Origin of the sequence: Clostridium caldaquaticum (genome assembly GCF_023806125.1) — a bacterium.
GTDB classification, from domain to species: Bacteria; Bacillota; Clostridia; order Clostridiales; family Clostridiaceae; genus Clostridium_AT; species Clostridium_AT caldaquaticum.
This window is the reverse complement of the sequence record NZ_JAMSKT010000001.1, coordinates 19,564-43,544: the sequence shown is the minus strand read 5'-3', so window position 1 is coordinate 43,544 and position 23,981 is coordinate 19,564. Positions and strand designations below refer to the sequence as shown.

Genomic DNA, 23,981 nt, shown 5'->3' with positions numbered 1-23,981 from the left:
TTGTTGTTTTTTTAATGTAAATGTGATGAATTTGTGAAAAATATAACTACTTGACATTACAAAGTAGTGGGTGTATATTTTATATATACTATTATGCAATACAAAGTAGGTGATTATTTGGCTAATACTACACAGATACTGAAGGGTTTGCTTGAAGGATGTATTTTAAAGATAGTAAGTAATCATGAAACATATGGTTATGAAATATGTGAAAGATTAACAGCATATGGATTCCAAGAAATTTCTGAAGGCAGTGTTTATCCCATACTTATAAGATTAGAAAAGAAAAAATTACTTTATTCTAATATGAAGCAATCTCCTTTAGGACCCATGAGGAAATATTATTATCTTACGGAAGAAGGGGTTAAGGAATTAGAAGATTTTATATCATCATGGAATGAAATTAAAAAGAACATTGATAATGTATTGGAGGGATAGTTAATGTTGTTAGAGTGGCGATTAAAACAAATCAGGTTAAAACAGCAAAAGAAATTAAATAAGACTAACTTGTATTTGTATAAGAGTATAACTTCATATATACAAAACAGCGGCTTAAGGGGAATTGAAAAGGAAGAAATCTTCCAGCAGGTTATGGATATGATGCTGCAGGCACAAATTGAAAATAAATCTATGAATATGATTATTGGAAATGACTATGAAAAATTTTGCAAATCTATTATTGAGGAATATAGCAGATACAAAAGTAAAACTTATAGTCTTCTAAATTATATACAAAAATATTTACTATGGATGCTTTTAATTTCAACATTCATGATGATGTTAAAATGGATACTTAATCCTTCATTTAATTTAGGTATAAGTGTAGATCAGTTTATATTAGTAAATGTTATTTCCTTTATTATAGTTCCCATATCAAAAAAGAGCAGACAGAAAACAGCATCATTAACTTCCCTGTATCAAAGATTTTATGCGATAAATAGAGGCTTAACTAAATGGGAAATATATGCTTTTGTTCTTATGTTGGGGATTTTGGGGCTGTTAAGGTTTATTTTTGGTAAAGCAATTGGTACTGAAGTTTTTAATTATACAATAAATTTACTGGAAAGTGCTCCTTATTCTGTTTTAATACTTTTATTAATAGGAGCAATTGAAATTTACAAGAGAAATTATGATAAGAGGCAGTGAAAATGAATATTTATAAGCTTGATGCAAAATTTATTAGTATTATGGAGAGGATTGTATGAATATCATTTTTAATTTGCTGAATAATCTATTACACCGTCTTTTTAATTTTACTGGTGATTGGGGAATATCTATAATTCTTTTGACTGTATTGGTGAGAATTATACTTTTACCAATTTCAATAAAGCAAAAAATTAGCATGGCGCAGCAACAGACTCTATCTAAAAAAATTGCAGAGTTAAAAGAGAAATATAAAAATGACAAATTAAAACTCGAGTCAAAGGTGGAAGAATATTATAGTCAAAGTGCTAAAAGTATGTTAGGATGTTTCGTGGGCTTATTACAATTGCCTATTATATCCTCACTGTATTTTGTTATTATCAGAATGCCAGTGGAAGTCGGTACAATTATTATTCCATGGTTAGATAGCATCAAAATGCCAGATAAATATTTTATAATTCCGTTATTATATGTACTGACATCGTTAAGCCGAAATTTATTTTTATATTTTAAAACAAGGCTATGTTAAAGAATAGTGTTGATATTATAGCATTTTAAAGGAACTCCAGTAGGAGTTCCTTTAGTTCGTCTTTTTAGAATATTATGCAATATAATCATAATGAAAATATTAATATATCCCATTTGTATTTATAAAAATTAATTATTATCTCTTGTTGCCCATATAGTAACCTATAACTCCTAACAGGAAAATTGCTAATCCTAAAATTGAAAATGATATTGTATATGCAATATAAGTAAAATATGAACGTGTAACATCTTCATAGATTGAGTGTAATTCAACATTATTTCCAAGCATAGGTGCAAATATTATTAACATAAGTCCTATACCCATTGGAATAAAGTTTAACGCTTTTTTCTTATTCATAAAAACTTTCCCCCTTTATTCTTATACATTTTGTTTTGTAATATCCTACAATTGTTCATTTATTCTATTATATAGCATGTAATTACTAAATTTCAAATATTTAGCATGTCTTATATATAAATTGCTTTTTTAGCCCTAAAGTCTTTTAATTTTGTACCAATATGAGAGGTGTGAGATTGCACTAATAGGTTTTTGCTCTTTATAGTATCTTTCTCTGTATTAAAGATTTCAAGCCATTTAAACCAATACATATAGTTAGCAAGGTATTTAGTTGCAACGCCATTAAACCTATCCATCCATTTCTTGAGTTTGCTATGGAAGGCATTAATATGCTGTATGTGATATATTCCTTCTTTATGCTTACCACGCTTAATTTGTTGTAGTTCTATGCCTAAATTTTGTGCAAATTTAATATAACTCTTATGGGAGTCCGTACAAAGGATGGCTTCATCCTCAATCCTTCCACTAAAGAGCCTTTCTAAATCTGTATGCTTCATTCTTCCTTTGCATATAAGTTCAGTAATAAGGTTTCCTGCTCTGTCCATAGCACACAAAACGCATACCTGCTCATTCGAGATACCTCTTTTTCTCTTTTCGGTCTTACTGCTATGACTACCCTTCACACCTCTTTTATGGGCTTTTCGTGGCATGGTAAAAGTAGTGCTTTTCTTGTAGTTTCCTTTAAACGACTCCCTAAAGAATGCCTTGTCAACCTCTATAACACCACCAACACTTCCTATACCCATAAAGGCTCTAATTGCGTCTAATATTTTATGTCTCCAGTAAAATGATGTAGGTATGTTTATTTTAACTTCCTCGGCACACTTTCTTATGGAGTAACCATTTATCATGCACTTGGCATATTGTATCCATTGCTTTACATCTTTTTTACTATTATGCTTTGGAGAGAATGTAAAATCAGTAAAAGTCTTTAGGCAGGATTTACAAATATATCTTTGCTTTCCATGATACTTTCCATTTCTGGATACTTCATCACACCCACAGTGAGGGCAGACTTTCCCCTTGAAAACCTGTTCTCCTTAACTTCATTTGTAACCTCTGTAGCAAATGAGCCTAACACGAATACTTCTTCAAGGTAGTTTAGTATTTCTTCTTTTCCTGTTGTTCCTAATGCGTCTATATCATGTTTTACTGACTCTACCGTTGGCATAGTAAGACCTCCATAATCATTCGTATAGTCTTATTATAACCAATTTGACAGGTTGTAGCGAAATTTCAACACAGTTCTTTAACAGAGCCTAAAACAATAGAGAAAGTTAAGATGGCAAAATCAAACCTTATATTTACGAGTATTTTTAGTATACTGCTGACAATCAAAGCGCCTGTTGCTATAGGAATATATTTTATAACTACAACTATGTTTTCCTTATTTGAAGAAATAGGCTACAGGTTGTACATGAGAATCTATTAAACAAAAATATTTTAACATCAATATAGGATAATGCTTCCTGATTAAAGTGAGGTAAATTTTACAGCAAACAGCAATAGGAAGAAAGAATCAATATAAGTTAAGTATTAAGTAATTCTTTAATTTAAAAAGGGTGTTAAATTAACTAGCCGCCTAAAATCTCTTAAAATATTTAGGAATATCATTATAAAGGCAAATAGTCAATATCAATACTAAGAACTTCAAGCACTTATTGAAATGATAACTGATGCGATAAAAACTGAGTATATATTTGAAATTTTTATAAAACAGGTATTGACTAGTACCTTGGGAGTTAGCCTATGATAATTACGATGTGATAAGGATGTTAATTAAAGATGTTTGCAGAGAATGTAAACTGACGAAAAAAGCAGTTGAATACTATGAACAGCAGGGATTGATATATCCAAGGTTAGAGGATAATGGTTACCGAAATTACAGTTATGAAGATATTGATGAATATAAAAAATCACCTGATTGGAAAATACAGCAATTATTATTAAAGTTTCAGCAAGAGAGTGGATATTACGATATATTTATTGAAAATTTAAAAATATTGAGTGACTCATATAGGGAGTATTTTGAAAAAACTTATTTTACAGATTACTCTTTGGACATTGATAATAATGGAGCTTAGAGAGCAATAAAACAAATGGCTTAATTATTGAAAAGTATTTAATTTATGTGATGTATGTGCTTTGCAATATGGAACAAAAGATTAAAAATAATCCAGTAGAAGGCTTTACAGCTTACTCTACTGGATTTATTTTATCAAAGGTTAAATAGTTAGTGAATACGGAAATTTTTTGACTCTTAATTCTGTACTAAACAGTATAACTTTTTTATGAAAAAATGGATATAAAATTGAAAGAATGATGGGGAAAATAAAGCTGTTTTTATACGACTTTATTATGGTGCTATTTTATGATAAAGTAAGGTAAAAGGGCATAGTAGCAAGGCTAGGGTAGGATGCTATTATTTGTTTCTAGCATAAATAAAAATACTTATGAAATATTAAAATAACAATGAAGTGGAGGATAAATAAAATGGATACATCAATGTTTAGTTTTATTAAATCTTATATACCAAGTAAAAATAAAGATCCTAAAGAAGATTATTTAACTCAATTACTTGCTTGGATGCTTTTAAATATAGAAGGGCTAAGTTATGAGTATTGTAGATTTTTATTAGGTAAGTCACAGAATAAATTTTTTGAAATTAATGGAGATGAAATAATAAATATTAGAACTCAAGTTACGGTTGAAAATGGAAGAATTGATCTTGTTATTAATGTAAATGAAAATGGATTTATATGTGAGCATAAAGTTTTTAGTTCATTAAGTAATAATCAAATTGAGAAATATAAAAATAATAGCAGTACTTTAGGTAGCGGTAAATTCTATACTGTACTTATTACAGCAACTAGATTACAGCATACTCAGGATGCAGATATTAAATTAACTTGGGGAGATATTTGTGAATTTTTAGAATTAAATACCTATAAATTTGGAAATTTGGAAGAATTCTTAATTAAACAACTTGTTGCTTACTTAAAAGAGCAAGGATTAGGATATTCTGAGCCAATAAAAATGGAAGATATTTTAGCATATTTTCCAGCGATGACGTTAGAGAAGAACTTAGATGCTCTTTTTTATGAATTGGAAAGCAAGGACTGGGAGAATGAATGTCCTAGTCTGAAGAATATTAATCCAAAGGATTTTTCAAAGAAGTATAATAAATACCGTTGGGGAAGAAAGGGCATTGACTTCTTTACACCATGGAACCCAGGGATTTTTGCTGGAGTTCTGTTAGATACAGATGATCATCAAATAAAGCCTACGGATGTAAATAAGGGGCCGGACTTTGTAGTACTTGTTGAAACTGATTATTATCCTAATAAAAAAGAAGTAATGGAAAAAAGAAATAGAGTATTAAATTCCCAAGAATTTCAACAATTGAAGAAAAGATTACAAATGAATCATGGTGAATTTCAATTAATGACTGAAGTTCCTAATAATCCATGGAGGATATTAGTTTTAAAGAAGCCGTTATTTGACATATTTAAAGGTAAGAATACAAAAGAAGAACAAGTACAAGCATTATTTGATAATATTATTAATGCAGTGAATTTAATTGCTCAAGATGATTTGTTACATAAAGCCTTTTTATAGAATGACTGAGGTTTCCCAAAGATTATCTATATCATATAAACTGGAATATAGTAAAGATACTAAAAGAAGGTGAAAGTTAGATAATGTTTAAAGAAGTAATAATGAAATTAGAGATATTTAAATCAACTGATATAGAAAATTATGTTAATAATCATATTAGATTGCTATATATTATAAAAGGTGAAGTATATGTTAAGATAGAGTCTAATGAGTACGCTATGAAAAAAGATGATGTATTAGTGATAAACGACAATAGCAAGTGTAGTTTTAAAACAATAAATGATGCTATTTTCATTTGTATTGATATTTCTTATATGGAATTATGCAAAATTATAGAATATAAAACTGTTAAATTTAACTGCAATTCTGTTGCTTATGTTGAAAAAGATTATACTAAATTAAAAGAGTGTATAAATAGAATATTAGATTGCTTCATAAAGAATGGTAAAAAGCTAACATTGATAAGTTTGCAGTTTGAATTAATTAACGAATTGGTAGAAAGTTTTATAACTTGTGATGATGCTATACTAAAAAATAGCAAAAAAACCAAGCATGTTGATAGATTAAATAATATAATAAACTATATTTACAGCAATTATAAAGAACATATAACATTAAATGATTTAGCAAATAAAGAATTTTTATCAGTTCCATACTTGTCTAAATTTATAAAGGATCAATTAGGCTTAACCTTTACTGAATATTTAAATAGTGTAAGATTGAATTATGCAGTCAAAGATATAATAAACACAGATTTACCTATCACAAGAATTGCATTAGAGAATGGGTTTGCTACAACTTTTCTTTTTAATAAATGTTTTAAAGAAACTTTTAAAATGACTCCAAATGAGTATAGAAAGAAGTTTAAACAGGTTAATAAAGTAGAGAGTAAGGACTTTATTGAGGTAAAAGAAGAGATAGAGGCGTATTTAAGTGAAAGGAAACTTGAGCAAGGCATAACTGTGGTACCGTCAAATGAAGTAAAAATTAAAGTTGATATAAATAATAGTAAAATATTAAAAAGAAATTATAATAAAATAATAAATATTGGATATGCAAACGATATACTACAATCCTTATTACAGGAACATATTATACTATTAAAAAAAGAAATAAATTTTGAATATGCACGTTTCTGGGGAATTTTTAATGAAGATATGAATATAGAGAATAAAGAGAACGAATATAACTTTTATAAAATAGATAAGATATTAGATTTTATTATAAATATCGGGATGAAACCATTTATAGATTTAATGCCTAAAGCAAAGAAAATATCTAAAAATCCAGAACAAAATGTTAGTTTGAAGACTGAGGTTATTAAATATAGAAATTTAAAAGAATGGAATAGATTAATACATAAATTTATTATTCATTGTATTAATAAATATGGAAAGGAAGAAGTTGAAAAGTGGTATTTTGAAGTTTCTAGAAATGAAAATATCAGTAGTACTTTATCAGATGAAAATATTATATACTTTGAGATATTTGAAGTAATATATAATAAAATAAAGGAAGTGCTACCAAATGCTAAGGTAGGCGGACCAGGAGGTAATTTCACCAAATCAAGTTCTTTGGAATTTTTTAGAGAATGGAAAAAATATAAAGCTAAACCTGACTTTATATCTATTTTCATATATCCATACACTACGATTATAAAAAGTGGTGCAAAAGGAGTGCAAGCATCTAGTGAGAGAAACTATTTTTTAAACAAGTTAAAGAGTATAAAAGAAAATGTTAGAGATTTAGGATATTTATTTGAGGAATTAATTATTAGCGAGTGGAATTCAACTGTATCCAATCGAAACTATACAAATGATAGCTGTTCTAAAGCTACATATATAATAAAAAATGTATTAGATAGTATGGATAAAGTTGATAAGGTAGGTTATTGGATGGCTTCTGATATTTCTGGAGAATATCTTGATACAGACTTATTACTACAGGGGGGGACAGGGCTAATAAGTAAAAATGGCATTAAAAAACCATCATTTTATGCATTCACTTTTTTAGAAAAACTAAATGAAAATATGGTACAAAAAGGAGATAGTTATATTATAACTAAAAAGAATAATAATTCTTTTACCATGATATGTTATAACTATAAACATTTTAATAATTCTTACTTATTAAATACTGAGGAAAGTATTAGTTTAGATGAATTGGAAAACATTTATGAGAATGAAAATGAACTTAATTTATTTTTTTCTATTACCAATATCCCTAATGGAAGATATAGGGTTAAAAGTTTTATATTAAATGAAAAGCATGGAAGTATTCTAAATCAATGGGTAAAATTAAATGCAGAAAATAATTTAAGAACTGATGAAATATCTTATTTGAAAGGAATCAGTATTCCAAAGTTAGAGATTGATTATATTAATGCTAATAAAGATACATTAAATTGTAATTTTAAGTTATTGCCCCATGAAGTAAGAGTGATTAATTTTGAAATTGATTATACATAAATAAAAGTAATTCTAAAAGTAGTGTAGATAAAGATTAAAATTAGTGATACTAATTTTAATCTTTTTTCTTTTTAAAGTTTACAAAATATTTAAAAACTTAAAATAAGAGAATAATTTCAATAAAAATAGAAGATTAAATTAAATGATTACAACTATATAATAAAGGCATGATAAAGAAAAAGTCGCTAGCGAAATTAATATATTATATAAAAGAAATGGGAGAATAAAGCTATGAATTACAAAAATGTTGCAATTGAAGTTCTTGCTAAAGTTGGTGGAGAATTAAATGTTAAAGATGTGACACATTGTGTAACTAGATTGAGATTTAGTTTAGTTGATACAAAAAAAGCTGATGAAGAAGCAATTAAGAAAATCAATGGTGTTATGGGAGTAATAAATAAAGGTGGACAATTTCAAGTTGTTATAGGAAATGAAGTAAGTAAGGTTTATAACGAACTAATAAAATTAGGTAAATTTACACAAGGCACTATAAAAGATGAAAATAACGAAAAACAAAGCATAGGAAACAGGGTAATGGATGTGTTAGTAGGTTCATTTGCACCACTTATCCCCGCAATTGCTGGAGCCGGTATATTAAAGGTATTATTAACTGTAATTTCAATGTTCCATTTAATGGCTCAAGATAGCTCCACTTATAAGCTTCTTTCAATAATGGCAGATTCGATTTATTACTTCTTACCATTCTTTGTAGCTTATACATCAGCGGTAAAAATGAAAACTAATCCATTTTTCGCTATGATAATTGCTGGAGTATTAGTACATCCAAACTTTATTGCACTATCTAGTAAGGGAGAGCAATATTCATATTTCTTTGGAATCCCTGTTAGATTAGCAATGTACTCCTCTGGCGTAGTTCCAGTATTATTTGGAGTTTGGTTTATGTGTTATGTTGAAAAGTTTGCAGAAAAAGTTTCTCCAAAAGTAATAAAGATTTTCTTCAAACCATTAGTAGTTATATTGATAACAATGCCAGTTGTTCTTGTAGTTCTTGGACCTTTAGGAACTTATATAGGAGATTATTTTATCAAAGTCGTACAATTTGTATATGATAAAGCAGGCTGGGTTGGAGTAGGTTTTTCAGCGGCAACTTATCCGCTTTTGGTATTAACTGGAATGCACAATGGAATGATAGGTGTAATAATAATGATGTTTGCTACTATGCACTTTGATCCTATATTAGTACCATCAGCATTGGCAGCAAATATTGCGCAAGCTGGAGCAGCATTCGCAGTTGCACTTAAAACAAGAAATAAAAATGTAAGAGGAGTAGCTTTCACTGGAACAATTTCAGCTTTAGTAGGGATAACTGAACCAGCAATGTATGGTATACACTTGAAGTTTAAGAAACCATTTTATGCTGTTATGATTGGAGCTGGTATAGGTGGAGCTGTATCAGGACTATTACATGTAAAAGCATATGCTTTTGTTAATCCAGCATTAGTTTCCTTACCAATATTCATTGGACCAGAAAAGAATTCATTTATATTCACACTTTTAACAGTAATTGTTTCTTTTGTGGCACCATTTATATTAACTCTTGTATTTGGGTTTAAGGATGAAGTTGAAGTAAATGATACTTATGTAGCTGATATATCAAATAAGGAATCTCAAAATATTGCTAGTCCAATTGACGGAGAATTAAAGGATTTGTATCAGGTAAATGATGAAGTGTTCTCAAAAGAATTAGCAGGAAAGGGAATTGCTATAGTCCCAACAAATAATAAAGTTGTATCACCTGTAGATGGTAAAGTTTCATTGATGTTCCCAACTAAGCATGCTGTGGGGATAACATCTAATAATGGGGTTGAGCTATTAATTCATATAGGTATTGATACGGTTAAATTAGAAGGAAAATTTTTTGAATCCTTTGTTAAGGTTGGCGATGAAATAAAAAAAGGTGATTTATTAATTAAATTTGATAAAGAATCTATAGAAAAAGAAGGTTATGATTTAACAACAATGTTTGTTGTAAGTAATACATCAGAATATAATGATGTTCTACCTATTAAAACTGGTAAAGTTAAATCTGGTGAAGATATAATTAAAACTGTCTAGGAGGAAAAAGAATGTCATATATAAATAAATTTCCAACAGACTTTCTTTGGGGAGCAGCAAGCTCAGCAAATCAGTTTGAAGGTGGTTGGAATGAAGGTGGAAAAGGAACTTGTACTGCAGATATTATTACTAATCAAAAAGACGGTTTTTTAAGATTGACAACTCCACAAATTGACACTGATAAATATTACTATCCTAGTCATGAAGCAAGTGATTTTTATCATAACTATAAGGAAGATATAAAACTATTTTCTGAAATGGGGCTTAATTGTTTTAGAATGTCTATCGCGTGGTCTAGAATATTTCCAAATGGAGATGATGAAGTAGCAAATGAGGAAGGCTTAAAGTTCTATGATGATGTATTTGATGAATTGAAAAAATATAATATTGAGCCGATTGTAACAATATCACACTATGAAGCACCGCTTAATTTGGCTATTAAATACGGTGGATGGAGAAATAGAACGTTAATAAGTCTATATATTAGGTATTGTGATACGATTTTTAGAAGATATAAAGATAAAGTGAAATTTTGGTTAACTTTTAACGAAATAAATTGTTTGACCGTTTCCTTTGGTGCTATAACAGCAGGAGCTATGCTTTTAAGCGATGAAGAAAATACGGAAGAGGTTAGATTCCAAGCCTTACATCATCAATTTGTTGCAAGTGCCTTAGCGGTTAAACTAGGACATGAAATAAATTCCAACTTCAAAATAGGCTGTATGATTGCATATATGTGTGGATATCCAAGTACATGTAATCCACTGGATATATTAAAAGCGCAGCAACACGATCAAATGAAAAACATGCTATGTGGAGATGTACAAGTTAGAGGGTACTATCCTGGTTTTGCAAAGCGTTATTTTAAAGAGAATAATATAAATATTGTTGTTGAAGAAGATGATGCTGAGATTTTAAGAAATGGAGTTGTTGATTTTTATTCATTCAGTTACTATATGTCAAATTGTGTTGGTGCTGATGCTTCCAAAGATAAAGCTTCAGGTAATTTAATTGTTGGGTTAAAAAATCCTTACTTAAAAGCAAGTGAATGGGGTTGGCAGATAGATCCTGAAGGCTTGAGATGGGTTTTAAACAATGTTTATGATAGATATCAAATACCAATTATGATTGTTGAAAATGGGTTAGGTGCAGATGATATTGTTGATGAAAATAATCAAGTAAATGACGATTATAGGATTGACTATTTGAGAAGACATATTGAACAAATGAAAGAAGCAATAAATGATGGTGTGGAGTTAATTGGGTATACACCATGGAGTTGCATGGATTTAATAAGCTTATCTGGTGGAGAAATGAAAAAGAGGTATGGTTTTATTTATGTGGATAAGGATAATGATGGTAATGGAACTTTAAAACGCATTAAGAAGAAATCATTCCACTGGTATAGAAAAGTTATTGATAGCAACGGGGAGAATTTAGATTAAAAAGTTATATATCTTGTAAAGGAGACTCAAAATTTAATTTTTGAATCTCCTTTATTTTAATAATTAATATAAAATGAAGATGGACTGCTCCATTTTTGCTATTTTAGTTACGTATCTTGCTCAGGGTTTACGAATAATATCAAAGTTACAGATAGTAATATAATTGGCGTCATAATCAATGAGGCCATCTTTTTTCATTTTATTGAGTTCACGGGAAAGAGAAGTCCTTTGAAAACCTAACTTTTCGGCTAATTCCTTTTTTGTAATATAAAGTTTTATTTTTTTATTTTTTTGAGTGTAATATTCATAATTCAAAAATTCAATAATAGATTCTCTTATAGATTTCATGGAGATGGATTTAATTTTGCTTGTTAAAATAGCAGTTTTGTCTGATATGCAAGTTAAAAACTGTATTAAAAAATCCTGGCTAATTTGACAGAGCAGCAGTACAAAATCTTTATTAATATGTAAAATTTCAGTATCACATTTTGCCAGTACACTCATAGGATAATAAGGATACTTTGAAAACAATAGATTGCCTCCTATGCTATCTCCAACTTTAAATTCGGTTATAGTTAGTACATTTCCTTTTTCATCAATCTTTTGAATAAATACCTGACCTTTCAAAATAATATCCCAGTAATTGCATTTCTCGGTTTCAAAATGAATAATACTGCCTTTATTGTATTTAGAGATAATATAATTATGCGTTTTAAAAAGATTAAGCAGTTCCTCATTAGAAAATCCACCAAATAACTCTGTTAATCTTAAAATATTTAGATAATCTTTTATATTCATAAATACCACCTTTTTTGAAATTAGTTACCGTGGTAACTGTATATTGCTGTAAATTATTATAATATGGATTTAAACATAATGAAAGGAGAGTTTTTATGCTGGAGAAAAAATATGTATATAGTATTACAGATGATAAAATAATTGAAAGGATTGTGGATGATGAAAATGTCCACCTGAATCATATGGTTCTTGTAAAAGGAACAAGTCTTCCTGAACATTATTCTAATTCAAACGTTTATATGATAATTGTACGAGGGAAAATGACTTTACAGTTAAATGAACAAGAAGCACATCATTACACCAAAGGAGATATTATTAATATTCCCTATAAAACAAAAATGAATGTTCATAATCACGACGAAGAAGTGTTGGAATTTTTTGTTATAAAATCACCTAATCCAAAAAACTATCAGGATAAGGAGTGATAAAAGGTGGATATTTTCACAGCATCATTATGGGGTATAACAGGGGCTGCGTTTGTTGCATCCCTTGTTAAAAATAAGAAAAAGACATTTAATTCTATGAAAATGGCAAAAGGTATGATGAAAAATATGATTGGAGAGATTATAGGCATCTTATTTCTTATTGGATTGATTTTAACGTTCATACCGCCTGAATTTATAAAGGATGCTTTGGGAGGATCTAGTTTGTTTATTTCCACTGTTATTTCTGCCTTTGTAGGCAGTATTACATTAATTCCAGCCTTTGTAGCATTTCCACTGGTAGGTTCTTTGGTAGATGCAGGCGCAAGTATTGTCCCTGTCGTTGCATTTTTAACTACTTTAACGATGGTTGGAATAGTGACATTTCCATTAGAAAAACAGGAGTTTGGTTTGAAATTCGCTGCTGCCCGTAATGTTCTTAGTTTTGTATTTGCACTTATAATAGCACTGATGATGGGAGTGATTATGTAAAATGATAAAAGTAATTAAAAAGAATAAACTGCTGACTGCAGTATCTTTGGCATATATTTTTTTATTTATTGCAATGCCCAATAAGGCTTATTTATCAGTGAAAAATAGCATGTATTATATTATAGAAATGCTTGAAATTATGCCAGTTATTTTTATACTTACATCAATTATTGAAGCATGGGTTCCTAAAGAAGTAATTATAAACGGATTTGGGGAGAAAGCGGGAATAAAAGGGAGTATATTATCATTTTTATTGGGCAGTTTTTCAGCAGGGCCTATTTATGCAGCATTCCCAGTCTGCAAAATGCTTTTAAAGAAAGGTGCTAGCATCGCAAACGTAGTTATTATATTAAGTACATGGGCAGTAATAAAAGTACCAATGCTTGCTAATGAAGCAAAATTCCTAGGTGTGCAGTTTATGGGGATAAGGTGGATATTTACAGTAATATCAATACTGATAATATCGTATTTAATGACTGTATTTGTAAAAAAAGAAGATATTTCTATTCAGGAAGAGCAAAGTTTAAGAAAAGTAACTGGTATGGATATTAATGGGAAGTATTGCATAGGATGCGGAGTGTGTGAAAAATTAATGCCTCAGTATTTTAAGGTAGTGGATAAGAAAGCAAAATGGAAAGAGTCTACACTTAATGATATGGAAATAAATGAATTGAAAGCGATAATCGATAAATGTCCTGTTAAAGCTATAGTTTTTAAATAATATTTTTACTGTATTTTTGTTAAAAATCATGGTGAAAATAGGGTAGAAAACCTTATTAAAGCCATGATTTTAGTTTTAAGTTGGGTACGGCTAAGGAAAAGAGATAAACTTAGTATTTATACAAAAATAGTTGCAATATACAACTGTTTTGTGTTACAATTAATATAGAGGTGAAAACATGAATAATAAACAAAGTTACTATTTAAGAGAACTAATAAGAGTTCTTGTTAGAAACTTAGGTATAGTAGAGGAAAGTGAAGCCACGTGCTGCGGAACAACAGTATCTCAATGTAATGCTATTGTTCAAATAGGAAGAGCAAAGGATGTATCTCTAAATGAACTTGCTGAACTATTAGCGCTAGATAAAAGTACTATGAGCAGGACGATTAATAAATTAGTGGACTCAGGCTTAGCCATTAGAGAAATACATCCTGAAGATAGAAGGTATGTTTCAATTAAGTTAACAGATGAAGGATTAAGAATATTTGATAATATTGAAAGGAGCTTGGATCAATACTATCAAAGGATATTTTTATCTATTCCAGAAGAAAAGAGAGAGCAGGTATTAGAAAGTTTGCAGTTAATAATTAATGCTGCAAAGCAAAATAAATGTTGTTAATGAAAGGGGTATAAATTATGGATAACAATATTAAAGGTAAAATTAAATCTTATTATGGCGGTATTGCTAAGAAAGTAAGCAGTAATTTGAAGGCATCTTGTGGCTGTGGCAATGCTTGTTGCGGAAATATAAGTGATAACGCAAATATTTATACAAAGGAATATCTTGAGGGGTTACCTGAAGATGCTGTAAATGCATCTTTAGGTTGTGCTAACCCTGTAGTTTTAGCAGCTTTAAAAAAAGGTGAAATAGTATTAGACTTAGGCAGTGGTGGAGGAATTGATGCATTTATATCTTCTAAGTATGTAGGTGAAGAAGGAAAAGTATATGGTCTTGATATGACAGATGAAATGCTTGAACTAGCCAATAAGAACAAAGAAAAAATGGGGGTAAATAATGTAGAGTTTTTAAAGGGTTATATTGAGGATATTCCTCTTGATGATGAAACAGTAGATGTTATTACTTCAAATTGCGTAATAAACTTATGCGAAGATAAAGAAGTGGCTTTAAAAGAGGCCTACAGGGTTTTAAAACAAGGTGGAAGGCTTGCTATAGCAGATATTGTGCAATTAAAAGAAGTGACTGAAGATATAAAACAAAGTGTAGAAATGTGGGTAGGATGCATTGCAGGAGCATTAGATATAAAATTATATGAAGATATACTCAGGAAAGTTGGCTTTAAGGAAGTAGAGATTACCCCAATAAATTTATATACAAAGGAAATTATTCAGGATATAGCCAAGCAAAAGAATTTAGAAGATATTTATAATCAAATTAATTCCGACTTATTAGACGGTGCTTATGCAGGTGCTCATGTAAAGGCATATAAATAGGCAGTGTGTATGGAGTATAAAATATAATTGGAAGAGGGAATCAAGATGAGCGTTATATGGACATATTTTTTTCTTTTTTCAGGCAGTTTTTTAGCTGCTGCAATATCGGGTGCTGCAGGTTTTGGGGGTGCACTATTATTACTTCCGCTCTTATCCAAAACCATTGGTACAACAATGGCTGTGCCAATATTAACTATTGCACAGTTAATCGGCAATTTATCACGGGTTTTCTTTGGTTTTAAACAAATTAAATGGAAACCTGTGTATATGTTTGTAATAGGTGCAGTACCAATGAGTATTATAGGGGCATTTTCTTTTGTAAAAGTGCCTAAAGAAATTATTACAAGAGGAATTGGATTTGCTATTATTATTTTTGCGGCGTTAAAGTATTTTAAAGTGCTTAAATTTGAACCTAGTGACAGGACAATGCTTATTGGTGGAGCAGTGACAGGTTTGATTTCAGGAATTGTGGGAAGTGCAGGACCAATAGGGGCAGCATTATTTCTTTCATTGAACCTTTCACCTGTAGCTTATATTGCAAGCGAAGCAGTAACTGCTGTTGCTATGCATATTTCTAAGACAGTTATTTATCAAAGATACCTTGGTATTGGACTATATGTTTTGGGTATTGGACTATTTATGGGTATTGCTATGATTGCAGGTACATGGGCAGGCAAAAGGGTTATTGATAAAATGCCTAAAGAGAAATTTGTAAATTTTGTAGGGATTCTTTTAATTCTTATTGGATTTCAAATGATGATATGGGGTTGAATAATTTTCATAAGAGGTTTCAATTGCATCTGTGTTAAAATTTTTGAAATTAAAAATAACTCCAGTAGAAGGCTTTACAGCTTACTCTACTGGAGTTATTTTATTAAAGGATAAATAAGCAGTGAATGCGGAAATTTTTGATAATTACTTAAAAATTAGGATAAAGGTTGAAACAACACAAATTAATATATTCCATATTTACCTGTTGGGCCATCTTTAAATAATGGTAAGTGTGGTGGATAAAAAGTAAATAATATAAAAAGAAAAATTAGAGAGAAAATTATACTTATTGATATAGTTGAATCAATACCTTTAGTGTACTTATAAAAATGAAGACCTGCTAGTTGACCAAATAAAAGAGCTATAAATAATAATAGAATATCAACTATTAATAATTCTATTCCAAAAGCTCTAGTATAAAAATAAAATAGTAGTGGGATTGTTATTAAAGCAGTAAGCAGTGCGGCTAAAGCAGCGGTGAACCACTTGTTTTTATCAATATTATATATTCCTCCAACTGCTAAATAATAAATTGTCCACCATAAGATTACTGGTAAAAGAATCATTTTTAAATGTTCCCAGACACTTTCATTCACTGGTGCTATGATACCAATTATTACATTTTTACTAGTAAAGTCATATAAAAAGTGCATAAAGGAACCTACTATAAAAAGAACTGGAATTCCTGTAAGAATCCATTTTTCTGGTGAAGATAATGATTTATAACACATAAAACCCTTCTATAATATTAATTCATATAATTGTATATGATAAAGTAATTTAATTTATTCGCATATTTTATAATTATTTTTAAAAAATGTAAAAACTAGACGTATAGATTGATGTTATTATAATTATCATAATGTATAATTGTATAAAAACAGTAATTTTACGTCACACATAAAACTAAAATTAAAAAATTAGTGAAAGTCACGGTAAATAAGAGTAAAAACCTTATTAAAACCGTGGCTTGTTTTGTTTGGAAAGAGTTAAGGGAAATGTTAAAAGGAGCATGATTATGTCGAATAATAGTAATAAAATATCTGTAATTTACAAATTATAATAAGAATTATTAAAAAGTATTTAAATTTAAAATATTTATTGATATTATTTATAATATAATACATACAAATAATAGAAAAATTAGACAAAATATGATAATATATTATTTGTATTTATGGAAGGTGGAAAAGTTATGAATAGTAAAGTAGAAGGAACTAAAAAAGCGGATATAAGTATGCGTTTTTCAGAGTTTGAAATGCCTCCAATGCAGGATGTACTATTAGTTGGTAAGAGAGCACCAATAGGTCCAGAGGCTGCAAGAAGAATGGTAGATGTACTTTCACCGGAACAATATGAAATAATCAGAATTGAACATGAATATATTGAGGCTGTTGTTGTAAGAAAGTCTCTACTTAATATGCTGTCAAAAGATAAACTTATTCCTATAATTATGGAGGAAGGAGGACGTATTGCTAACGAATCTATGATAATAAAAGCACAGGTAAATATTACTCTTAATGTTAGCAAATCAATTGATTTATGATAAAGAAGGCTTTTGATATAATAGAAAATAATATATTAAAGGTTAATGTGTTAAATGCAACTAGAAAAATACAAGATATTTTTCAGGAAAAAGGTACAGGTTGCTTTATTGTTTATGAAGAAGATAAATTAACTGGTGTGATTACAAAAAATGAATTAATTGGATCACACCCAAATAGAATAGCTGCTGACATTATGTCTCACAAATATATGCGTGTTGATTATGGTATGTACATATGGGAAATAAAAGAAATATTTGATTTAAATGAAGATATTAATGTTATACTAGTAGAAAAGGAAAATGAGGTTATAGGATATATTACAAGGACAGCTTTAAATATGGAATTAAGTAAACATATTGACTTGCTCACAGGTTTATATAAAAGTGAATATATGTTTTATAATACCTATAAATTTATAAAGCACGGAAAACATGCAACAATAATTTTTATTGATTTAAACAATTTTGGTTATGTAGATAAAAAATATGGACATATTGTTGGAGATACAATACTTAAAAATGTGTCGGATATATTAAGAAATAATCTTAATCCAAATTCTTATTTGTGCAGATATGCTGGAGATGAATTTGCTATAGCAACTCCTTATTGCATAGAAGAAAGTAAATTACTTGCTGAAAAAATAATGAGAGCAATAAAGTCATATCCTTTTTTAAATGATATACCCGTTTCAGCATCAATAGGAATTACTGGATGTAAAATACAAAATAATAAATTTAGAAATATATCAACATATATAAATAAGTTAGTAAATACTGCAAGTTTAGCATCTACAATGGCAAAAAAAGATATTAATAACTTAATTATTGTTGAAAATGTAGAAATAGATGAAATTGCATAAATATAAAAACGGAGTACTTATAAATATATTTTAATGTAAGAGAATGGATAATATTTTAATAAAGAGTTATCTATTCTCGTTTATTATTTTTTCTTAAGAATCTAGATTTCTATTGACATTTAAAAAACATAGGAGTATTATACTCATATACTCATATAGGAATATAAGTATAATACTTTATATTTTTCAAAATTATATATACAAAAGCAAAATCTATTTGAAAGGAAGATTTTATGAATAAATTAACTGATTTTTTCAAGATATTATCAGATGAAACAAGGTTAAGAATACTTATTTTGTTATATCATAAAAAACTCTGTGTCTGTGAAATATGCGGTATTACTGGTGAACCTCAGCCTAAAATATCAAAACACCTTGCTAAACTTAGGGATATGGGCTTTGTAAAAGATGAAAGACAGGAACAGTTTATATTTTATGATTTATCTCTTAATGAACAGGTGCACAAAGAGATACTTGAAAAAATAGTGGATAATATAAGGGATTATCCAGAACTGAAAAGTGATATTGAAAAGTGTAAATATGCTGAAAAGTATATTGAAGTTTATAAAAAGTAAGGAGGATGTTTTTATATGAATATATTGTCTTTAATATTCAGCTGGTTAAATGATCAGGTATTTAAAATGACATGGCTTTCACAGCTTGTAAAACTTCTTGTTGAAAAGGTATTTGGCTTATCCATTAATGATAGGCTGGGTGGAAGCATTCACTTTTTTATATATGATACTATAAAGATTTTTATATTATTATCAGCTTTGATATTTATTATATCTTATATTCAAAGTTACTTTCCGCCAGAAAGAACAAAAAAAATTCTCGGAGGGATAAGAGGAATTAAAGGAAATATACTTGGAGCATTACTTGGAACGATAACACCTTTTTGCAGCTGCTCCAGCATACCGATTTTTATAGGCTTTACATCTGCTGGATTGCCTTTGGGTGTTACCTTTTCGTTTCTCATATCTTCTCCTCTTGTAGATTTGGCATCGCTTTTATTGCTTATGTCCTTCTTTGGTGCCAAAATTGCCATAGCCTATGTTATAGTAGGATTGATTCTGGCGGTTATTGGAGGAACTTTGATTGACAGGTTGGGACTTGAAAAATATGTAGAAGGATATGTAAAAGAAATCGAAAATGTTGATGCCGAAGTGCCTGAAATGACTCGTAATGAGAGAATATCTTATTCAAAAGAACAGGTGAAGGATATTATACAAAGAGTATGGTTATATGTTTTAATTGGCGTTGGAATAGGTGCAGCTATTCACAATTGGGTTCCTCAAACAATCATAGAAAATGTGGTTGGAGGAAATAATCCATTTGCAGTATTGCTTGCCACAGTAGTAGGTATTCCTATGTATGCTGATATATTCGGCACTTTGCCTATAGCTGAAGCATTATTTGCAAAAGGAGTAGGTGTGGGAACAGTATTGTCATTTATGATGGCAGTAACAGCTCTTTCACTTCCTTCTATGATTATGCTCAGTAAAGTAGTAAAGCCTAAACTTTTAGCTATTTTTGTAGCTATCGTATCAGTAGGTATTATTTTAATTGGATACTTATTTAATACTTTTTCATACGTTTTTGTATGAGAAAGGTATTATTATAATATTTTATAATAAAAGCAAAATGATTTATGAAGGAGGATTTTATTATGGTAATTAAAGTTTTAGGTTCAGGATGTGCTAACTGCAAGAAATTAGAAGCTAATGTAAGGGAGGCTGTAAAAGAATTAGGAATTGAAGCTGCTATTGAAAAAGTTCAGGATTTTAAGGATATTATGGCCTATGGTGTTATGAAAACACCTGCACTTGTAGTGGATGAACAGGTAAAAGTAATGGGAAGAGTTCCCACAGTAGAAGATATTAAAAAGTATTTATAAAAGGGTATAAGCATACAGTAAAAGTCAGTTATCAGGAAAGAGATAAATTAAAGACCTGCCAGCTAATATAAGCAAAGCAGGTCTTTTAATCTTACTTATTCAATTTATTTTTAATGCTTGTCCAATAATTTTCATCTTCAAGTCCAAGTCTCCAAATTGCTACACCTGAAAGATTATTGTTATTTACAATATCAAGCTTATAAGAAATGCTCTCAGCATTTTCAAACCAGACAATACGTTCCATTCCTGAACTATCGGTATAAGTAAAAAAAGGACTTTTTGAAGTATAATCCCATTGTACAGTTGCTCCATACTGTCTTGCTAAATTATAAGCTGAGGAAATACCGTAAGCCTTAGCACTGCCTCCGTTTGACGGCCAATCATAAGCATAAGCTGCAAGACCTAACAATACTTTTTCTTTTGGAATAACAGAAACAGCATAATTTATTACATTCTGAACCCAGCCTATGGAGGCAATTGGGCCTGCTGCACCGCCAGTCCAGTGCTCATCATAAGTCATTAAAACTATTTGGTCTGCACAGCTTGCAAGTTTTGCATAATCATAAGCACCGCTCCAGGAATTTTTTACATTGTCATAGGTTTTAGCAGGCACAGCCACAGTAACCTTGTAGCCAAGCGGATGTAAAGCGGCATAAAGCTCACTCATTAAGGCTGTAAAATGTTCTCTGTTATAGTAATACACACCTTCAATATCAATATTTACACCTTTATAATTATAAGTTCTTAAAGCGTTTAAAATATTATTAATCAATGCTTTTCTTTTATTTCCATCTTCAAGTACAGACTTTGCTGTATCTGCATTGAAGGCATTGTGCACCATGGCAAAAGTCGTTATGTTATTGCTGTTTGCAAAGTTTACGTGGTGAAGGGCAACGTTTGCAGACATATTTCCGTTAGCATCTATTTGAAAGGCTTCAGTAGCTATTGTATCAATTAAGGAAGCATATTTGGTTAAAGATGTATAGGAAGTATCATTATTTGGACTATAATAAGTTGCATATCCAAGAACTAATTTTGAGTTTTTAGAAACCGCATTCAGAAACTCTTTAACTATATTATCAGAAATAATCCCTGTACCCCCTAATATTTTTAAGGCTGGAAGATTATTCAGACTGTTGTTTAAATCTAAATTGTTATAAAAACTGTAATTATTTGTAAGTATAATAGCGGTTGAATTCATAGCCGCTGCTGCTGCACCGCTTAGTGCATCAGCAAAATTTTCACCATTAGCTAGATAAACTGTATTTAAATTAAGCTCGCTGGAAAATCTTTTAAACACAGCAGAATTAGTAAGATATCTGCTTAATCCGCTTAACCTTTCATAACCTTTTAAGGAGATTAAGGAAGCATCACTGATTACCCCAGTCCCTCCAATAATATAATATTTTGAAGCTGGATTAGTTTTTACAAAGTTGTTTACGTTATCAGGGATTAAATTCTTTGTAGTCAGCAAAATCGGCATTTGCTTTTGTGCAGCTATGGGAGCAATAGATAAGGCGTCAGGAAAATTCTCGCCTGAAGCAATTACAACTCCGTTACTAGTACCTATTTGTTTAGCTACCTCTATGCTTGTACCAAAACGATCAGCACCGGCAATTCTAGTAACAGCAATATTTAAGTTCTTAAGCTGATTTTCGATATTATGTGTTAATACTCCAGTTCCCCCTACTAAAAAGGCATTTTTAACTCCAAGTCTCTTAAGTTCAGATATAATATTAGCTGTCATGGAATTTCCAGGAGTAAGTATTAAAGGAGCATTATATTTTTTAGCTAAAGGTGCTGCACTTAAACCATCTGGAAAGTTTTCTCCAGAAGCCAAAACAATATAATCCGATTGCTGCCAGCTATTTTGAGATATTTTTACAGATGTTTCATATCTATCAGCTCCACCAAGCCTAACAGTACTTGTAGCAGCAAAAGTTGTGTGCGTCTTTAAAGTTAAAGCAGCCAAAAGCACTATGGGTAACAAAAATTTTTTTAAGTTTTTCATAAATCCACCTTGAACTCCTTATTTAGCACGCAATGATTATTGACTTTATGCCCTTAATATTATATCATCCATTCGACAAAGTTTTTAGTGGAAATTAAAATACTTCTTATTAATATTTTCCATTATTCTAATCAAGATCATGTGTATAAAATTTAACATCATTTTTACCACGTTTTTTAGCAGAGAACATAGCTTTATCAGCCTTATTAATAAGTATTTCCGGATTATTACCATCTTGTGGATATAAACTGATTCCTATACTAACTGTGAAAAATACACTATCATTATTATTTAAAGTGTAAGGTTCACTGACTGATTTGATTATACGGTCTGCAATTTGTAAAGTCTGATTTTTATCGCTATTTTCAAGAACTATAAGAAATTCATCTCCTCCAAGACGAGATGCAATATCATTTTCCCTGATATTATTTTTAAGTCTTTGTGATACCTGTTTTAATAATATATCTCCAGCTTCATGACCATATTTGTCATTAACATCTTTAAAACCATCTAAATCTAAAAACAGAATGGAAAGACCCTGATTATTTCTTTTAGAACGAGCAAAAGCCTTATTAAGATACTCATAAAGAAACCTACGATTAGGCAAGTCGGTTAAAGTATCATGATATGCTACATGATGTATATTTTGTTCTGCTAATTTTCGCTCTGTAATATCAACTGTTGTACCAACAAGTTTAATTAAGTTACCTGATTTATTGAATACTGGCTTTCCGTTGCTTTGAATCCATCTTATTTGACCATCTGAACGTATTATGCGATACTCAGCAACACTTTCTTTTCCTGATAATAATTCCTGATAATACTTATTAACTAATTCTTTATCTTCAGGATGAGCAGCTTCTGTGAAAAGGTGATAGTTCTTTGAAAAATCTTCAGTTTTATATCCGAATAAATCAGAAGCTCTTTTTGAAACTGTGGTTTGTTTATTGATTAGGTTACTTGACCAAAGTACAACATTTATATTATCAAAAATTTCTTGAAATTCCCTATGTGAATTTTCTAATTCCTGCTGATAAAAATTTAATTTGTCATAAGTTTTTCCTAACAGATAGCAAATAGCACTGACTACAATAAAAACTATTATATCTATAAGAAATCTGCAAATACTTTTAAGTGTCATATAGTTATAAAAAATATAAGGTAATCCAACTATAATATTAATTAATAGTAATATAAATCTGCCAAAATAGCTCATAGTTCACCACCCAACATTTAGATAATAATAAAAAATATAAATATCTAAAATATAATGATATCATATTTAAGACTAATATAAAAGATGAAGTATTACAGTTAGTTTGTATTGATAATAGTTTATACTATGTTTTTAAGTTTCTTTATTTTAAACACAGCA

Annotated in this window: 25 protein-coding genes; 19 read left to right on the top strand and 6 right to left on the bottom strand. The window is 29.6% G+C overall.

The genetic code is table 11. From position 1 onward, the window contains the following. Nucleotides 1–117: 117 nt before the first annotated feature. From M2651_RS00210 to M2651_RS00200, 3 genes are read left to right on the top strand one after another with little or no spacing between them, the layout of a single operon-like run. Nucleotides 118–438: a PadR family transcriptional regulator gene (locus M2651_RS00210; RefSeq protein ID WP_252130312.1), complete on the top strand. Its 321-nt coding sequence runs from the start codon at nucleotides 118–120 to the stop codon at nucleotides 436–438. Nucleotides 439–441: 3 nt separating this feature from the next. Beyond that, on the top strand, nucleotides 442–1,146 hold the full coding sequence (locus M2651_RS00205; protein WP_252130311.1) for a DUF1048 domain-containing protein: 705 nt from the start codon (nucleotides 442–444) through the stop codon (nucleotides 1,144–1,146). Between the two features lie 55 nt (nucleotides 1,147–1,201). Further along, nucleotides 1,202–1,672, top strand: coding sequence for a YidC/Oxa1 family membrane protein insertase (locus M2651_RS00200; RefSeq protein ID WP_252130310.1), 471 nt, complete (start codon nucleotides 1,202–1,204; stop codon nucleotides 1,670–1,672). A gap of 135 nt (nucleotides 1,673–1,807) precedes the next feature. On the opposite strand, the gene M2651_RS00195 is transcribed toward M2651_RS00200, so the two are convergent. Further along, complete coding sequence (locus M2651_RS00195) at nucleotides 1,808–2,029, bottom strand: hypothetical protein (protein WP_252130309.1); 222 nt, start codon at nucleotides 2,027–2,029, stop codon at nucleotides 1,808–1,810. 110 nt (nucleotides 2,030–2,139) lie between these two features. Further along, a protein-coding gene (locus tag M2651_RS00190; RefSeq protein WP_252130308.1) for an IS1595 family transposase occupies nucleotides 2,140–3,200 on the bottom strand; the annotation gives its coding sequence in 2 pieces (ribosomal slippage) (nucleotides 2,140–3,056 and nucleotides 3,056–3,200; 1,062 coding nt in all). A gap of 601 nt (nucleotides 3,201–3,801) precedes the next feature. Between M2651_RS00190 and M2651_RS00185 the strand changes: the two genes are divergently transcribed. The 5 genes from M2651_RS00185 (at nucleotide 3,802) to M2651_RS00165 (ending at nucleotide 11,636) form a co-directional block, all read left to right on the top strand. After that, entirely contained in the window at nucleotides 3,802–4,113 is a 312-nt protein-coding gene (locus M2651_RS00185; protein WP_252130307.1) for a MerR family transcriptional regulator, read from the top strand. 409 nt (nucleotides 4,114–4,522) lie between these two features. After that, nucleotides 4,523–5,647, top strand: a complete 1,125-nt coding sequence (locus tag M2651_RS00180; protein WP_252130306.1) for a PD-(D/E)XK nuclease family protein — start codon at nucleotides 4,523–4,525, stop codon at nucleotides 5,645–5,647. A gap of 83 nt (nucleotides 5,648–5,730) precedes the next feature. After that, nucleotides 5,731–8,115, top strand: a complete 2,385-nt coding sequence (locus tag M2651_RS00175; RefSeq protein WP_252130305.1) for a GH39 family glycosyl hydrolase — start codon at nucleotides 5,731–5,733, stop codon at nucleotides 8,113–8,115. 231 nt (nucleotides 8,116–8,346) lie between these two features. Next, a complete protein-coding gene (locus M2651_RS00170; RefSeq protein WP_252130304.1) occupies nucleotides 8,347–10,191 on the top strand; it encodes a beta-glucoside-specific PTS transporter subunit IIABC in 1,845 nt (614 codons plus the stop codon). Between the two features lie 11 nt (nucleotides 10,192–10,202). Next, on the top strand, nucleotides 10,203–11,636 hold the full coding sequence (locus M2651_RS00165) for a glycoside hydrolase family 1 protein (RefSeq protein ID WP_252130303.1): 1,434 nt from the start codon (nucleotides 10,203–10,205) through the stop codon (nucleotides 11,634–11,636). A 120-nt stretch (nucleotides 11,637–11,756) separates the two neighbouring features. Here M2651_RS00165 and M2651_RS00160 read toward each other — a convergent pair whose 3' ends face one another. Then, a complete protein-coding gene (locus M2651_RS00160) occupies nucleotides 11,757–12,434 on the bottom strand; it encodes a Crp/Fnr family transcriptional regulator (protein ID WP_252130302.1) in 678 nt (225 codons plus the stop codon). Nucleotides 12,435–12,529: 95 nt separating this feature from the next. Here M2651_RS00160 and M2651_RS00155 point away from each other — a divergent pair, with 95 nt between their 5' ends. The 6 genes from M2651_RS00155 to M2651_RS00130 all read left to right on the top strand — a co-directional run bounded on the left by M2651_RS00155 (nucleotide 12,530) and on the right by M2651_RS00130 (nucleotide 16,292). Further along, the gene (locus M2651_RS00155) at nucleotides 12,530–12,859 is read left to right on the top strand and encodes a cupin domain-containing protein (protein ID WP_252130301.1); all 330 of its coding nucleotides are present in this window, start codon (nucleotides 12,530–12,532) and stop codon (nucleotides 12,857–12,859) included. A gap of 6 nt (nucleotides 12,860–12,865) precedes the next feature. Beyond that, nucleotides 12,866–13,348: a permease gene (locus M2651_RS00150; RefSeq protein ID WP_252130300.1), complete on the top strand. Its 483-nt coding sequence runs from the start codon at nucleotides 12,866–12,868 to the stop codon at nucleotides 13,346–13,348. Nucleotide 13,349: 1 nt separating this feature from the next. Beyond that, nucleotides 13,350–14,069, top strand: coding sequence for a permease (locus tag M2651_RS00145; protein ID WP_252130299.1), 720 nt, complete (start codon nucleotides 13,350–13,352; stop codon nucleotides 14,067–14,069). Nucleotides 14,070–14,247: 178 nt separating this feature from the next. Next, complete coding sequence (locus M2651_RS00140; protein ID WP_252130298.1) at nucleotides 14,248–14,688, top strand: MarR family winged helix-turn-helix transcriptional regulator; 441 nt, start codon at nucleotides 14,248–14,250, stop codon at nucleotides 14,686–14,688. 17 nt (nucleotides 14,689–14,705) lie between these two features. Next, on the top strand, nucleotides 14,706–15,521 hold the full coding sequence (gene arsM, locus M2651_RS00135) for an arsenite methyltransferase (RefSeq protein WP_252130297.1): 816 nt from the start codon (nucleotides 14,706–14,708) through the stop codon (nucleotides 15,519–15,521). A 45-nt stretch (nucleotides 15,522–15,566) separates the two neighbouring features. Continuing rightward, a complete protein-coding gene (locus tag M2651_RS00130; RefSeq protein WP_252130296.1) occupies nucleotides 15,567–16,292 on the top strand; it encodes a sulfite exporter TauE/SafE family protein in 726 nt (241 codons plus the stop codon). A 182-nt stretch (nucleotides 16,293–16,474) separates the two neighbouring features. On the opposite strand, the gene M2651_RS00125 is transcribed toward M2651_RS00130, so the two are convergent. After that, a complete protein-coding gene (locus tag M2651_RS00125) occupies nucleotides 16,475–17,023 on the bottom strand; it encodes a DUF6512 family protein (protein WP_252130295.1) in 549 nt (182 codons plus the stop codon). Between the two features lie 464 nt (nucleotides 17,024–17,487). Between M2651_RS00125 and M2651_RS00120 the strand changes: the two genes are divergently transcribed. The 5 genes from M2651_RS00120 to M2651_RS00100 all read left to right on the top strand — a co-directional run bounded on the left by M2651_RS00120 (nucleotide 17,488) and on the right by M2651_RS00100 (nucleotide 20,595). Beyond that, nucleotides 17,488–17,838, top strand: coding sequence for a hypothetical protein (locus tag M2651_RS00120; RefSeq protein ID WP_252130294.1), 351 nt, complete (start codon nucleotides 17,488–17,490; stop codon nucleotides 17,836–17,838). Next, nucleotides 17,835–18,698, top strand: a complete 864-nt coding sequence (locus M2651_RS00115; protein ID WP_252130293.1) for a GGDEF domain-containing protein — start codon at nucleotides 17,835–17,837, stop codon at nucleotides 18,696–18,698. The genes M2651_RS00120 and M2651_RS00115 overlap by 4 nt, the downstream gene beginning before the upstream one ends. Nucleotides 18,699–18,931: 233 nt before the next feature. Continuing rightward, nucleotides 18,932–19,273 carry an ArsR/SmtB family transcription factor gene (locus M2651_RS00110; RefSeq protein WP_252130292.1) on the top strand — a complete coding sequence of 114 codons (342 nt, stop codon included), beginning with the start codon at nucleotides 18,932–18,934 and terminating at the stop codon, nucleotides 19,271–19,273. Between the two features lie 15 nt (nucleotides 19,274–19,288). After that, nucleotides 19,289–20,305, top strand: a complete 1,017-nt coding sequence (locus tag M2651_RS00105; RefSeq protein ID WP_252130291.1) for a permease — start codon at nucleotides 19,289–19,291, stop codon at nucleotides 20,303–20,305. Between the two features lie 62 nt (nucleotides 20,306–20,367). After that, nucleotides 20,368–20,595, top strand: coding sequence for a thioredoxin family protein (locus M2651_RS00100; RefSeq protein ID WP_252130290.1), 228 nt, complete (start codon nucleotides 20,368–20,370; stop codon nucleotides 20,593–20,595). A 91-nt stretch (nucleotides 20,596–20,686) separates the two neighbouring features. Here M2651_RS00100 and M2651_RS00095 read toward each other — a convergent pair whose 3' ends face one another. Beyond that, nucleotides 20,687–22,606, bottom strand: coding sequence for a cell wall-binding repeat-containing protein (locus tag M2651_RS00095; protein ID WP_252130289.1), 1,920 nt, complete (start codon nucleotides 22,604–22,606; stop codon nucleotides 20,687–20,689). Nucleotides 22,607–22,733: 127 nt separating this feature from the next. Next, a complete protein-coding gene (locus M2651_RS00090; protein ID WP_252130288.1) occupies nucleotides 22,734–23,822 on the bottom strand; it encodes a sensor domain-containing protein in 1,089 nt (362 codons plus the stop codon). Between the last annotated feature and the right edge of the window lie 159 nt (nucleotides 23,823–23,981).